The sequence below is a fragment of the Neobacillus niacini genome (genome assembly GCF_036961885.1).
In the GTDB taxonomy this organism is placed as follows: Bacteria; Bacillota; Bacilli; order Bacillales; family Cytobacillaceae; genus Neobacillus; species Neobacillus niacini_H.
Map to the genome: position 1 here is coordinate 42836 of NZ_JBALNQ010000014.1, position 14405 is coordinate 57240.

Below are 14405 nucleotides of genomic sequence, written 5' to 3' on the forward strand. Positions count from 1 at the left end.
CTATTAGCTAAATATTTTTTAGAAATTTCAGAAATTCGATTCTACGAACAAATAATGGTAGAATTTTTGCAAAAAGGAGATGGGGTTGGAACATGCAGTTAGTTGTAGGGAATATGAATGAAGGATTTGCAAAGCAGATAATAAATTGGAAATACGAACCACCCTATGATTTTTATAATAATGAAGAAAGCTCTGAATCTCTTAAGGAATTACTAGAGAACCCCTATTATGTAGTCTTAAATAACAAAAACGTACTAGTTGGCTTTTTTTGTATTGGAAAATCTGCACAGGATCCATTTGGTGTTACAGTTGGTGCCTACTCAGATGATATAAACGATATCGGAATAGGAATGAATCCTGCTTTCACGGGCCAAGGTTTTGGTGCTGCATTTTTCTCTTTCATCCTTTCTTATATCCAAGAAAACAGTAAGGATGTTTCAATCCGATTAACCGTGGCATCATTTAATGAAAGAGCCGTTCATTTGTATACAAAACTTGGATTTATACAAAGGATGAAGTTTAGTAGAGAATCAACTGAATTTATTACAATGGTTAAGGATTTTATCGAATGATGAACGGCCGTCGACATGAATGTCAACGGCCGCTCTATTAGTCTAACACTTATTGAAATTTACCCTGCATTCCTTGCTGTTCAGATGTAAAAAACGACTCGATTCGTTCAACCCCAGCCGGTCTGCTAAAATAGTAGCCTTGCATGTTATGGCAGCCAATACTGCATAAGTACTGATATTGTTCGATCTCTTCTACACCCTCAGCTACCACATTCATCCCTAAGTTTCTTCCCATTGCGACTAATGTTCGACAGACGGAACGCTGATTTTTTTTGTCTAAGCCTTCAATAAAGGATTTATCAATTTTGATCGTGTTAAAGGGATATTGAACAAGGTAACTAATCGAGGAATAGCCAACCCCAAAATCATCGAGGATAATATCGACACCAATGTCCTGTAATTCTTTGATCGTATTCAACGTACTTTGAACATTGGTCATGGCCGTTCTTTCTGTGATCTCAATCTTTAGAAGATTGGATGGCAGCTGAAATTTCTCCAAATTGGCTTTCACAATTTCCAAAAATGACCCAAGATTAATTTGTCTAGCTGGTACATTGATCGATACATAAAATGGCGGTAAATTCATTTCAATCCATTGCTTTCGCTGTCTACAGGCGGTTTCCAACACCCAGTTTCCTAATTTTATAATCAAATCCGACTCTTCGGCAATTTGAATAAACTCTCCTGGTGGGATCGCACCCAATACAGGGTGATTCCAGCGAAGGAGCGCTTCTAACCCTATCACTTGTTTACCGTAAACATCAACAATCGGCTGATAATCCAAATATAATTCATTCTTTTCAATGGCTTTATGTAAATATTGTTCAAGTAGCAGCTTTCGTGAATGACTTTTGGACATTCCCGCTTCATAGGACCTAATTCCGCCACCGCTGCCTTTCGCTAAATACATCGCATGGTCAGCTTTTTGAATTAACCCTTCAGCCTCGATACCATGATCAGGAAAAATACTCATCCCAATACTGGCACTCAGTACATATTCATTTCCTAGCAGCCTAATAGGTTCTGTGATAATACTATTAATCCTTAGTGCCGCTTCCTCAAGATCCGCCCTCATCGTCATATTTTTTAGCAGAATAACAAACTCATCGCCGCCTTGGCGTGAAATAAGATCATCATGTCTTAAACTGCCCTTTAGACGTTCAGCAATAGCTTGTAATACTTTATCCCCCATTTTATGACCAAGGGAATCATTAATATATTTAAAGCGGTTAAGATCCAAGAATAAGATCCCTACCAGCTTTTCCTTTTCTTTTGCTTCTATTAACGCTTTATGGAGCTCATGGTCTAATTTTCGTCTATTTGGCAGGCCCGTTAATGTATCATGGTAAGCTAAATACGTTAACTTTTCCTCTGCCTTTTTCCGCTTCGTTATATCCACTACGATCCGGTCAATCCTGACAGGCTCTTGTGTATAATCAGAAAAAATAGGAACGATAAAATCAGAAACCCATTTATGATCACCGTTTTTTGTAACAATACGGTATTCATGCAGCGACGAATTCCCATTCCTAACTACCTCCATATGCTTTAAGGCACCCTTTTTATCAATAGGCAGGATGAGTTGCTCCCACAAATGATGTTGCTTAAGGAAATCCTCTTCACTATACCCAAATACCGCCTGACATACAGGCGAAATGGAAAGAGTTGTCATGGTATTTGCCTCCAATGACCACAAACAAATCTCAATCCCAGTGAAGATATTATCCCAACTACTAGGAATAGACTGAGGAGTTTGATGCTTATCGTTTATGGACTCAGTAATGTAGCCGCAAATACCAAGAATTTCCCCATCTACTTCTATCGGGATGGAAAGAATGTTTACTAACAATCTATTACCGTTCCTATGTCTAAGCTTTGTTTGAAAGCCCGTACTTTTCCCTTTAAGAACAGTATTAATATGTTCAATTGACCGATCAATTTCCTCTTCTGCCAAAACCGAAACAAAATTTCGTTGATAATCCTCATGTCGCTTATACCCTGTTAACTCCTGAACCGCTTCATTTGAAAAAACAATACTGCCTTCCAAATCCAATAAATAACATGGATAAGGGACACCTAACAGTAAAGGCTTATAAATCTCAATAAAAGAAAACAAATCTGACACTTTAATCTCATTTCTCAAAAGAAAGCTCCTTCCACGATCACTGAGATCCGAACATCTTTCCTACTAAAGTGAACATATCCTAAACGAAAAGAAACTTCTGTGATAGATATCAACAAAATCAGACACTTTATGCGTATTTGTTGACTAACCAAGCGATTGATTAAAACTAGCCCCACTCCTATTGAATAACGAACTTATGACAATTTTTCAAAATTTTTTTGTCGGGGAAGATTCGTTGTTTTTTGACAGAGAAGACCGAAAAACCCCCTTGCCTTTTTTGACTAGGCAAGGGGGTTTTTTACTAATACTTTTTACTGTTATGCCATTTCCACGCATCTGAAATAATCTGTTCCAAATTCCGCTCGGCTTTCCAGCCTAATTCACTGTAAATCTTCTGTGATGAAGCCACAAGTCTGGCAGGATCTCCTGCACGCCGGTCAGTCATTTCAACATTCGCCGTAACACCGGTTACCCGCTCACATGTCTCAATGACCTCTTTCACCGAAAACCCGAGACCATTTCCTAAATTATAGATCTCCGTACTTTTCTTCTCTGTCAATAAGGCCTCTAATGCAAGGATATGGGCGCTGGCTAAATCCGTAACATGGATGTAATCGCGGATACATGTGCCGTCTGGTGTATCATAATCTGCGCCGAAGACAGAAACCTTTTCGCGTTGACCTAATAATTGCTGAAGGATAATCGGAATTAAATGCGTTTCGGGATCATGGCTTTCACCAATTTTTGATGATTCATGTGCACCTGCTGCATTAAAATAACGAAGAACCACATAACGCAAACCATATGCTTTAGAAAAATCAGCAAGCATTTGTTCAATCATTAATTTGGAGTGACCATAAGGATTAATTGGAGCTGTTACCGTTTGTTCATCAATGATTTCAACATTCGGTATCCCATATGTAGCTGCAGTTGATGAAAAGATAAAGTTTTTTACATTATTTTTCATCATGACGTTTAATAGCGTTAACGTAGCTGCTACATTATTTTGATAGTATTTGAGTGGATCCACTACAGACTCTCCTACCAAGCTAAAAGCAGCAAAGTGCATCACTGCCTTGATGGGATAACTGGAGAAAATCATTTGTAGATCTTCTTCATTTCCAAGATCACCCTTAACAAAGATCGCCCTGCGATCAATCGCTTCACGGTGGCCTGTAGACAAATTATCTAATACAATAACCTCTTCTTTTTCTACTAATTCCTTTACTAGATGACTGCCGATATAACCAGCACCGCCAACAACGAGAATCATAGTCATGTCTCCTTAAATAAAAGTTTCTATCCATTAACATTTTATCACATTTAATTGTAACAAATTTAAAACCACTTTCGTCTAAATTTTGTACCTTGAAATTTTTGGTATTTTACAGGTTGAAGGGTTTGAAAATTTAGAATATAATTTCTTTTATGTGCACTGGTTCTGTATTATACAAATGTAGTAATTTAACGAGGAAAAAACAGGGGGGACAATATGAAGGTAGTTAGATTAATTACATACTACTTACTAGGAATGATTTCCATCTTTTGTGTAAGTATTTTTCCACAATATTTTTCAACTAGAGGTGTCGCTGATTCTTCGGGCTACTTCGAGCAACTACTTTCTTTCGGCAAGGAATTATTTAAATCTGATTCATGGATCTATAAAATGGAAGTTTCAAAAGCAGGCGGGGCTCCGATGATGGAGATTATGGGACCGGCATTTATTTATTCCATGCAGATTTTAGCAGGGGCACTATCAATAGGATTTATCATGGCGATTATCTTGGCATTAGGGTCAGCCTTCTTGCCTCCATTTATGCTTAGTCCGATTAAAAAGGTGCTGGATATTTTGGAGTCCGTACCAGACTTAATTGTCGCCACACTTTTACAAGTATTATCGATCTTTATATTTAAGACGTTTGACGTTGATATATTTAGTGTTGCCAGCTTTAAGGAAAAAGCTTATTTTGCACCTATCGTCACTTTAGCCATCCTGCCGCTCGTATCCATGTACAAGATTTTGCTCCTCATGATTGAGGAAGAGTTTTTAAAGGTGTATGTGACCTTTGCTAAAAGTAAGGGGATAAACAAGTTACATATCTTATTAAAGCATGTGATAAAAAATATCATGCCGATTTCGTTTCACCATATGAAAATTATTATTTGGGGAACGCTGTCTAGTCAATTTATTATTGAACGAGTATTTAATGTCCACGGACTGACACACTACTTACTTGAAAACTTTCAACCGATAACCGTATTCGTGACACTCATGCTTATTTTTACACCCTTCTACTTCTTATTCCAATTGATCGATATCTGGTTAAAAGAAGAACAGCCATTATCGTATGAGACAAGAAGGGGTACCTGGTGGCAGAAATGGCGAGTACAAACGCTACTAGCATGGTCAAAGCGTTCGATTGAAAATATCCTTTATACGATTAAATCTATCAATCTGCGAAAATTATCACCATTTCGTCCGTTGATGAATTTTCTTTTTTTATTTAGCCGGCACATGAAAAATTGGAAGTTTGCACTTGGAGCGTTATTTTTTATGGCAGCTATCAGTTACAGTATGATTTATTCGGTAACTACCAATAATCACGTCGATCAAGTACGGCTTCATTATTCAGAAGACGGTGTGAAACTGCTTGGTGCGGCGCCGCATGCACCAACTGAACCATTTTTCTTTGGTTCTGACAAGTTAGGATTCAGCCTTTTCGATCAGTTAGTGATTGGAGCAAAATATACGTTGATTTTTGCCTTATTAATTGCCTTGCTGCGTGTAGCAGGTGGGCTATTATTTGGTGTTTTTTATGCCTTCCACCTAGGCCCTCGCACCCAGCAGTGGCTTGGCAAACTAGTAGATTCTATTCATTTTTTACCGTTAAGTCTAATTGCATACATCTTACTTGCACCTATCTTGATGCCGGCATTTACAGGTTTTGGCTATGAGTTTACCTACTCATTTACCGAACGAATTTTATTAGAAATGTTCATTTTAACCATCCTGGTCGTTCCGTTAACAACGGTTTTATTAGGAAAGGAAATAAAGCGTGTTCTCGACTATGAATTTATTGCCAGTGCCCGCGTTTTAGGCGGCAGTAAATTTCATCTGTTTTGGCGTCATATCTTCCCGCACATCGGACCGCGCTTAACGATTCTTTTTGGAACTCAATTTATTCAAGTCCTGTTAATCTTTATCCATTTGGGCATATTTAAATTTTTCTTTGGCGGGACAAAACTGAGCTATGATCCGATGGGGGCAGATCCGCCAACCTCTATGACACAAGAATGGTCAGGACTAATAGGGGAATTAGGAAGAACTACCATCGCTTCTGGTCGCTACTGGTACTTATGGATTTTAGCTGCCTTCATGCTTGCGATCTTTGCCATGCAGCTTATTATCCAAGGGGTTAAAGAGGTGCAGCAAGTTAAAGTCGGCGTGTTATACAAACTTCCAAAAGCACGTAAACGTAGAGTGGCGGCAAATACCCGTGATCTCCTAGACTATCAAGTAACGAAGGATAGTTTTAAAGTATTGAATCCTGAACCTGAAAATAATCGTGAAATGGATGCTGGATTTAAAACAACATTTAAGCAAAGAATTGAACGGTTAATGTAAAAAGCGCAGGGAGCCCTGGTCAGCGGCAGCGATTCCTATTTTGGGGCTTGATGGATGATTCATGAGGACCATTTTCTATTGCGAATCCTAATTTTGGGCTTCATGGACGGTCCATGAGGCCCATTTCCTATTGCGAATCCTGTTTTCGGGCTTCATGGATGATTCATGAGGCCCATTTTCTATTGTAATTCCTAATTTTGAGCCTCATGAAAACCATTCAGCTACGAATTCTTTAAATTTTGATAGACATCATTCGTAAATTCCTTAAAAGGTGAATCGGGTAAAGGGTCAAAATTGTTCATAGCTATTTGGGCAGCTTGAAGCGCTTCTTCCTTTTCTCCTATTTCCCAGTAGCAAAGTGCTTGATAGGGATATCGAATATAATAAAGTGCCAAATCAAACGGATGGTGTGTGGTAGCAGATGTCTCTACTTTATCGAAATAAGTAATGGCTTCCGAAAAATCCCCAAGTCCGTATAGGGCTTTTCCTTTTTCCAATTGGTACAAATCCTCTACCACTTCCTCCATCTTTGGTGCCGCTAAGTACTGATTTATAATCTCAAGTGCCTTGACATAATCCTGCTTCACATTTATTAGCGACATAACCACTATGAGATCATGAATAAGAATGGAAGGTAAATCATCCGCAAATTCCCCATATTGTTTTAGTTTCCGCAAATACAATTCCAACTGTTCATCATTTTTAAACATAAGTGCCTGTCCTGCACCAAGACGATATAAATCATTAATTCGATAAAAAATTCGATGCTCTTTTGAAAAATCAATCGCACTTTCCATTACCTGGCTGGCAGCCGCATTATCGCCAATTGCAAAATGCAAAATCGCCTCATGGTAGTCAAGGTCAACGCGTGTCATCGGATCAATGTAGACATGGTTCAATTCAATCTCGGTCCGTTCTCTTACCAGTAGGTCTAAGGCATTGGAATAATCATGTTTAATGAAGTATACCATTGATCTGAAAATCGTAATTTGCGCGCGCCTGGCTGTCAGATTCATCTTGTCATACATAACTGCAGCTTGATCGGCAAGGGCCTCCCAGCCATCTATTTTTTCCTCATATAAACTGCGGCTATAAATATCCAGCAATCGTGCCGACTCATAGCCTTGGGTAAGGTTTTTACTATAAGGAGTAATAAGGGCTAACAGTTGTTTATATTTATCTGGTACCGCAGCAGATTTCTGATTATATAGCTTTTCAGCCCTTTCAAGGACAGCTCTTACCTCCTCTGTACTGATTTCCTCTAATAATTCAGTTACATCGACCCCGAGCCCATCCGCAATATAGGCAAGGCTCTCCATGGAAGGCTTTGCTTTATTGTTCTCGATTAAGCTAAGCATCCCCTTTGTAAGGCCATCCCCGGCCAGTGCTTCAAGTGTCAGCTTTTTCTGCTTTCTTAATTTACGTATTCGGTCTCCTAACATAAGTGGGGCACCTCTTCCAAAATAACCATTTGTTTAATTATATTAAACTTACCCTAGATTTGGAAGATGTAAACTTCACTATTGTTATCGAATGTCTACTCATCTACTTTTACAGGCACTATCCTCACATTATTATTACCGTAATTTTACTCCTTCACTTTTACAGGCACTATCACACCGCATCATAAAAAATGTTTAATTTAATTAAACTTACCTATTGATTTGGTAAAACCTTCATGTTATGATTTGTTTAATTAAATTAAACTTTTCAAAATAATCCTAAGAAACGGGGAGATTTTATGAATAATAGTAACATGTTAAAAAAAGCCACCTATCATCTTTGGACATTTACCATAAGCAAGCTAGTTGCATCCTTTGGTTCACAAGTCTATTCCTTTGCTATTAGTTTTTATATCCTACAAGCAACTGGATCCGCGAAAAGTTTTGCCTTGAATCTGATTTGCAATATATTACCACGCACCATCGCAGCACCTTTTGCAGGCTATATCGTCGATAAATATCCACGGAAGAGGATTGTGATTATCTCACAAATCGCAACCACCTTAGCGATTGGCGGTTTATTAGTCGTCAGTATTACCTTCGGATTATCCTTAACCGCTATTTATATCACTTCCTGTATTTTGTCGCTTACCTCCATGTTTTCAAGCGTAGCATTTACCTCATCCATTACAGGCCTGGTGGATGAAGCCAGAATACAAAAAGCCATGTCCTTAAATCAAATGTCGATTTCATTTGCGGCTATTGCCTCTCCAGCCGTGGGAGGACTATTGTATGGAGCGGTTTCCTTGCCACTATTTCTCATTATCTATATGGCTGCCTCTACCGTTGCTGTCGTACTTGATGCAACAATGAATTTCACTTTGTTCGTCAATCAAAAAGCGGAAACAGTTAAGCAAGTGAAAGAATCCATGTGGCAAGGTATGAAGGCCGGTGTATCTTATTTAAGATTACAACCGCTGTTGATGACAATTATCTGGATAGCATTATTAGTTAATTTCCTTTTCAGTGCCTATCAAGTTGGTTATTCCTTCATTCTGATTGAAAAATTGAAAATGGTTTCCCAGCATTTTGGTTTTACAGAGGGCGCCTTTGCCATTGGTATGCTACTGTTATCGATTTACCTATCAGTCCGGAAGGAGATCGAATTTCCGTTGCTCGTATCAAAAAGAGGAATTATCCTTATGGCAGTGATTATGGGAGGTACCACTTTACCTTTACTATTCACCATGTCTTATAACATCATGTTTGGCTACTATATACTACTTGAACTTGGCTTAGGAGCATGTATTGTTTTCGTCAATACACCAACACAAGTGATGATGCAAAAACAAATTGCGGACGAATTTAAGGGGCGCGTTTTTTCTCTCATTGAAACAGTTGCCATGGCTTTATCTCCATTAGGAATGGTGCTTTATGGATTTCTATACGATGTCTTCCCAGCTGAATGGGTTCTGCTCTTGTCATCTGGATTATGTGTGGGTGTAGTCCTTGCTATGTTAAGACCAGCTGTCATTCGAAAGGTTCATCCAGAACTTGCTAAAGAAAAGATAGTGAAGAAAAGTGTGGAGGCATTTTAGATTGATTAGGTGTCTATGTGACTGGTTTTCCTGTTTTAAGAAAAGAGCGTAATTAAAAAACCCGCCTTCTCCTTATGGGAAGGCGGGTTGCTTTATGCTTTACTGGTTAAATAACCAACTTTTCTTTTCGAACAAACAGGACATTTGTTATCCTGCCTTGCGAGGGTTCTAAAGCTTGTATCACAATTCTCACATGTGTTTAAAAACGTTTCATGTGTGGTTGGCATGGCTTTAGTAACTCGGTCATTAATCATAATCGCCTTTTCCGGGCAGGCATCACTGCACAGCTTACAATCCGAACATGCCTGTGGTGCGATCATAAAAGCGTCATCCCTCATGCTAAAGACTTGCTTTGGGCATAGTGCTTCACATACACGACATAGGCTGCACTTTTTTGTATCAACAATAACATCGAAAAATTGATAGTCTGGATAATAGCGAGACAATTCCAAATTGCTATGATTGAATCTCCATTTTGCCGGAGTCACTTGTTTAACAAGTGATTTACTCTCCTTGCCCCAAAGAGAAAACAAGTCTCTCCTTGAGTAGGAATCACTTTTTTCCACTTCTAGCTTTCCTTCTTGCACCGAAAATGGCGATTTTCCCATTTTTAAAAGAATGGAATTGGCCGCCGAAATTTCCCTTTTCCAGTCGTCACTCAATTTTTCCGAAACCGAAAGCATCGAGGTGATCCCTTTTGCATAAAAAACGAGTAGTTCCTTCATTGAAGGGATATGTCCCTCTTCTGCCAGCAGTTGATTTTGAAGGATAGATCGTTTTGGAAAAATTCCTTCGACTGCCTGAACAGGGCAAATAGCAAGACAACTCCCACATTCCACACATTTTTCAGCATTAATAATAGGCAGATTATCTTTAAGCGTGATAGCCTCTTCTTTACATGATTCGATACACTGATTACAGGCTGCCCATGGACTTTTACTACGGATACAGGAATCAGATACACTAAATTGATAATCAAGACTTTCCACCCATTTATCGATAATCCCCATTTTGAATCACCTCAACCTATTCTACCTGCTTTTAAGCACCTAAAACATAAAATACATATCTGCTCATGCCTTCTGCCGCCACAAATACAAGTAGCGCTGCGTAGACAAGGGTAAAGCTGACTTTTGGTTTTGAAGATAATGCTAGATAACCCATCACGCCAAGGCCTAGCATTTCAATCGCCCAACGGAAACCAATCATCCCTGAGTACGGTTCTAGCTTCGCGGCAGCACTTTCACCTGTGATAAGCTGAATCTCTGGTGTATAGCCAGCAAACATCGCTGCACCGATTACCTGAATAGCCACACCGAATATTCCGATGAGAAATGCCCATTTGACGATTTTCTTCATTTGTTCCTCTTTGATAGTTCGAAGCATCATGCTTGCTCCAAGAACCGGTCCGAGTGAGAAAGCAGTTCCATAGAAAACAACATACGTATTCAAATGATCCCAGCCATTCACTCGGGTGACAGCATATGCAGATGCCATGCAATAGATATCAGCCAATCCAACAAGCCCTGTGATGATCAAAAGAGTCGGATTGACTTTCTTTTGAACAAACAGCAAGCCAGTTGTTAAACAGACAAGAGCAATAAATGCACCTGTAAAAACAATTTCATTACTCATCCATGACCGCCCAAATCCTCTTAAAACATTAAAGGCATTTTCTGGACTGCCGAGATGAAAGAATGATGCAATTAAACCAACAAACGATACCACCACGGTGACTAGCAGCGGTAATTTCAAAACAGTAAGACTATCCCCGCTAGACTTTGTAATTTTTCCATAGATCAACCATAGAAAAAGCACACTGCCGACTGCAGCAGGAATCGTTACAGTAAATAGTAATAATGGCCATTCATGCATTGGAATCCCTCCTCTTTTTTTATAAGTTTGCCCCACCAATTACTAAATTTGGTTTTGTGATGGAAGAACTTGGTAAACCCCTGATATCCGCATTGGCACCATGTTTTGCACGCAATTCGTCAATCGGTCCAAACTCGATGGCACGCATAACACATGAAGATACACAGACAGGGTCTTCACCTTTCTCCCTTAAGTCGTAGCATGTATCACACTTGGTCATTTTACCAAGTTCTTCATTATATTGTGGAGCACCGTATGGGCAGTTCCATTCACAATACTTACAGCCAATACACTTGTCATGATCAACAAGGACAACGCCGTCACTTTCACGCTTAAACATCCCGCCCGTTGGACATCCTTGGACACATGCTGGCTCATCACAGTGATTGCATGAAATTGATAGATGATAAAGCGTCGGCTTTGGAAAGCTTCCTTCTTCAAAATCATAGACTCTACGGTAGTTTCTTCCCACTTCTAAAGAGTTTTTATCCTTACAGGAAACGGTACATGTTTTACACCCGATACATTCTGCAACGTTTATATAAAATCCCATTTGCACCATGGATTAAACCTCCTTCTTCTTAAAATTTAATGATGCGCTGAGCCCACTTAACATCTTCTTTTAGAGGTTCGCCATCCCATTTTTTGATGTTACAAACAGCTGTATTCCAACCAGAAGTTCCCAAACCAGTTGCAATTGGTCCTGTTAGCATATTGTCTGCTCCCGCTTTATCGACTTCTTCTTTTTCATCCAATTCCACCCAAGCACCATGTGGGAGTGCAACAACTCCAGGTGTCATCGTTTCGGTTAAGTGAGCAGGACGCAAGGTTTTCCCGTATTCATTAAAGAGAAGCACGGTATCACCCTCTTTGATTCCTAGGCGCTTCCCATCATTTTTGTTGATAAACACTGGGTTTGGCCAGGCTTCCCGCAGCTGCTGGACATTATCAAAGGTACTGTGAGAACGTCTTAAATAGTGTGGGTTATAGACTTGGAAAGGATATTTACCTTTCTTTTTAGACTCCCAGTTTTCAAAAGTGTCTTCAAACCCTTTTGTTTTTGGTACGTATTTAGGAATCGGAGCAATTTCAGTCCAGCCGCCCTTTGACTCTTCATGAATCGTATTACAATGGATCTCAAATTTTCCACTTGGTGTTTTCAGCGGTTTGCCTTCTGGGTTTTCAACAAAGTCTTTGTAAGCAATAAAGCCAAAATTGTCTCCAGGTTTGCGTTGTACCTGATAGACACCCTGATCGATTAACTCTTTTAACCCAATTCTTCCTTGCTGCGGTGTACCAGCCACGCCCCACTCTTTAATGTCTTGTCCGGTAATCGTCACTAATGGCTCATAATCGACTCCATTTTCTGCAATCACCTTACTTGTTGCCAGTTTATTAAAGAAGGCTTGTTTTTCACTAATTGGATAGAGTAAATTAGAATCTAAGCCGAGTTTTGCTGCCAACTCTTTTGCAATTTGCACATCACTCTTCGCTTCATATAATGGAGCTGTAATGTTGCTGTAGACAATATACATTTCACGATTGCCCTGGAGCATTCCGCCTTCCGTTTCCCACTCTGTCGTTACTGGCAGAACCACATCCGAATACTTTGCATTTGTGGTTAAGACATACGCATGAGAAACGACAAATTCAACCTTTTTATGTGCTTCAATTCCCATTTTCATCGCACCGCGAGTCTGAAGTGTGGCATTAAATTGGTGATAGATTAATTGAATATTAGCCTTGCGCTCACCTTCACCCTTTTGATGGAACTTTCCATCTAAAACGGCTGTGAAGATTTCATTATGATTCAACAGATTGGTCACAGGATTCTTAACAGATAGATAACCATCTGTTCCTGCCTTTACTAACCATGGACCGCCATTACCGGCAGCTCGATGGCAGCTAACGCCTGTCATACTTCCTGAACGTCCCATGTTCCCAGTCATCATACCAAGTGTTGAAAATGCTTGAACCCAGCCTTCACCATCGTTAATTCGTGCTGGTCCCCATCCTGTTAAAAGAGCCACTCTGTTTGTTGAGCCAATTTGACGAGCTAACTCACGAATTCGGATTGGTTCTACTCCACAAATCTCTGAAGCCCATTCAGGTGTTTTTGGAAGATTGTCATAGGTTCCTAGAAGATAATCTTTAAAGTTTTCTTTTGGATCCGCATCCTTTGGCATATGTTCGGTATCAAAACCTACCGTACAGCGATTCAAGAAATCCCAGTCAATTAATGGATTTGTCATCGGATCATCTTCATCTAATAACGCATTCATTATTCCAAGTGCCAGCGCATGGTCTGTTCCAGGTCTTACAGGAACCCAATCGGCTTGGAAGGTTCTTGCTGATTCAGTATAGGAAGGATCAATCGAAATAAACCTTGCTCCAGCTTTTTTTGCCTGCATAAAATTATAAGTAGGACTTCCTGGGCTGCTCCAGGCCGGATTTTCTCCCCATAGAACAATTAGCTGTGAATTTCGAAGGTCAATCCGGTCATTAATACCAAGATCGGTCCAGCCCTCTGCTACACCCATCATCGTTGGCGCCCAGTACCATGCACCCCAAGAGGTTGTTCCATAGTCTGTTGTGCAGCCTCCGTTTAAGGATAATACCTTGGTAATTTGACCAGCTCCGGTTGCCCATAATGCTTCATTACCATATTTTTTAGAAATTCTCGTAATCTCACTCGAAACAATATCAAGAGCTTCATCCCAAGAGATTCGTACCCACTGGTCTTTACCGCGAAGCTCTTTTTTGCCTCCGCCAACTGCCCAGTTTTTTCTCTTCATTGGATATTTTAAACGGTCAGGGCCAAATACTTGATGACGCTGTGAACGTCCACGTAAGCAGCCTCTTTGTTGCGGAAAATCAGGGCTATCCGCATGGGTGTCATCTGTTTTTTGACGTACCACAACTCCATCCTGGATAAGAACCTTGTTCACACAACGGCCGCCACAGTTGTGCCAGCATGCGGCTGCCTTCCATATTCCCTCGGCACTCTCGCCTGCCTCCGTTCCAGTTTCTGCTTTTACTACCAAACCTCTAGAAACTGGGATCACAGCCGTAGCCGCAGCTGCACTTGTCCACCCGATAAATGATCTTCTTGTCATCTTAAAGTCCTTAACTTTTTGCACTAGATCCAACATTTTTGAACCTCCTCTT

Annotated in this window: 10 protein-coding genes; 3 read left to right on the forward strand and 7 right to left on the reverse strand. The window is 40.0% G+C overall.

The window, feature by feature from the left end:
- Positions 1-92 precede the first annotated feature (92 nt).
- Positions 93-572 carry a GNAT family N-acetyltransferase gene (locus V7124_RS07950; protein WP_335487784.1) on the forward strand — a complete coding sequence of 160 codons (480 nt, stop codon included), beginning with the start codon at positions 93-95 and terminating at the stop codon, positions 570-572.
- A 49-nt stretch (positions 573-621) separates the two neighbouring features.
- Here the strand turns inward: V7124_RS07950 and V7124_RS07955 are convergent, their stop codons facing one another.
- A complete protein-coding gene (locus V7124_RS07955) occupies positions 622-2715 on the reverse strand; it encodes a sensor domain-containing protein (protein ID WP_335487787.1) in 2094 nt (697 codons plus the stop codon).
- A gap of 283 nt (positions 2716-2998) precedes the next feature.
- The gene (galE, locus tag V7124_RS07960; protein ID WP_335412062.1) at positions 2999-3970 is read right to left on the reverse strand and encodes a UDP-glucose 4-epimerase GalE; all 972 of its coding nucleotides are present in this window, start codon (positions 3968-3970) and stop codon (positions 2999-3001) included.
- Between the two features lie 219 nt (positions 3971-4189).
- On the opposite strand from galE, the gene V7124_RS07965 reads away from it, so the two are divergent.
- Positions 4190-6322 carry an ABC transporter permease subunit gene (locus V7124_RS07965; RefSeq protein WP_335487790.1) on the forward strand — a complete coding sequence of 711 codons (2133 nt, stop codon included), beginning with the start codon at positions 4190-4192 and terminating at the stop codon, positions 6320-6322.
- A 221-nt stretch (positions 6323-6543) separates the two neighbouring features.
- Here V7124_RS07965 and V7124_RS07970 read toward each other — a convergent pair whose 3' ends face one another.
- Entirely contained in the window at positions 6544-7764 is a 1221-nt protein-coding gene (locus V7124_RS07970) for a helix-turn-helix transcriptional regulator (protein WP_335412069.1), read from the reverse strand.
- A 314-nt stretch (positions 7765-8078) separates the two neighbouring features.
- Here V7124_RS07970 and V7124_RS07975 point away from each other — a divergent pair, with 314 nt between their 5' ends.
- Complete coding sequence (locus V7124_RS07975) at positions 8079-9362, forward strand: MFS transporter (RefSeq protein WP_335487794.1); 1284 nt, start codon at positions 8079-8081, stop codon at positions 9360-9362.
- A 92-nt stretch (positions 9363-9454) separates the two neighbouring features.
- Here V7124_RS07975 and V7124_RS07980 read toward each other — a convergent pair whose 3' ends face one another.
- Genes V7124_RS07980 through V7124_RS07995 form a run of 4 tightly spaced genes read right to left on the reverse strand, consistent with a single transcriptional unit; the run spans position 9455 to position 14389 of the window.
- A complete protein-coding gene (locus V7124_RS07980) occupies positions 9455-10372 on the reverse strand; it encodes a 4Fe-4S dicluster domain-containing protein (RefSeq protein WP_335487797.1) in 918 nt (305 codons plus the stop codon).
- 31 nt (positions 10373-10403) lie between these two features.
- The gene (locus V7124_RS07985; RefSeq protein ID WP_335487800.1) at positions 10404-11237 is read right to left on the reverse strand and encodes a dimethyl sulfoxide reductase anchor subunit family protein; all 834 of its coding nucleotides are present in this window, start codon (positions 11235-11237) and stop codon (positions 10404-10406) included.
- 19 nt (positions 11238-11256) lie between these two features.
- A complete protein-coding gene (locus V7124_RS07990) occupies positions 11257-11799 on the reverse strand; it encodes a DMSO/selenate family reductase complex B subunit (protein ID WP_335487804.1) in 543 nt (180 codons plus the stop codon).
- A gap of 19 nt (positions 11800-11818) precedes the next feature.
- Entirely contained in the window at positions 11819-14389 is a 2571-nt protein-coding gene (locus V7124_RS07995) for a molybdopterin-dependent oxidoreductase (protein WP_335487807.1), read from the reverse strand.
- Between the last annotated feature and the right edge of the window lie 16 nt (positions 14390-14405).

What these genes read in the sequence shown, in the direction of transcription:
- V7124_RS07950 (WP_335487784.1), top strand. Translation starts at nt 93, where the DNA reads ATGCAGTTAGTTGTAGGGAATATGAATGAAGGATTTGCAAAGCAGATA.
- galE (WP_335412062.1), bottom strand. Translation starts at nt 3,970, where the DNA reads ATGATTCTCGTTGTTGGCGGTGCTGGTTATATCGGCAGTCATCTAGTA.
- V7124_RS07965 (WP_335487790.1), top strand. Translation starts at nt 4,190, where the DNA reads ATGAAGGTAGTTAGATTAATTACATACTACTTACTAGGAATGATTTCC.
- V7124_RS07970 (WP_335412069.1), bottom strand. Translation starts at nt 7,764, where the DNA reads ATGTTAGGAGACCGAATACGTAAATTAAGAAAGCAGAAAAAGCTGACA.
- V7124_RS07975 (WP_335487794.1), top strand. Translation starts at nt 8,079, where the DNA reads ATGTTAAAAAAAGCCACCTATCATCTTTGGACATTTACCATAAGCAAG.
- V7124_RS07980 (WP_335487797.1), bottom strand. Translation starts at nt 10,372, where the DNA reads ATGGGGATTATCGATAAATGGGTGGAAAGTCTTGATTATCAATTTAGT.
- V7124_RS07985 (WP_335487800.1), bottom strand. Translation starts at nt 11,237, where the DNA reads ATGCATGAATGGCCATTATTACTATTTACTGTAACGATTCCTGCTGCA.
- V7124_RS07990 (WP_335487804.1), bottom strand. Translation starts at nt 11,799, where the DNA reads ATGGTGCAAATGGGATTTTATATAAACGTTGCAGAATGTATCGGGTGT.
- V7124_RS07995 (WP_335487807.1), bottom strand. Translation starts at nt 14,389, where the DNA reads ATGTTGGATCTAGTGCAAAAAGTTAAGGACTTTAAGATGACAAGAAGA.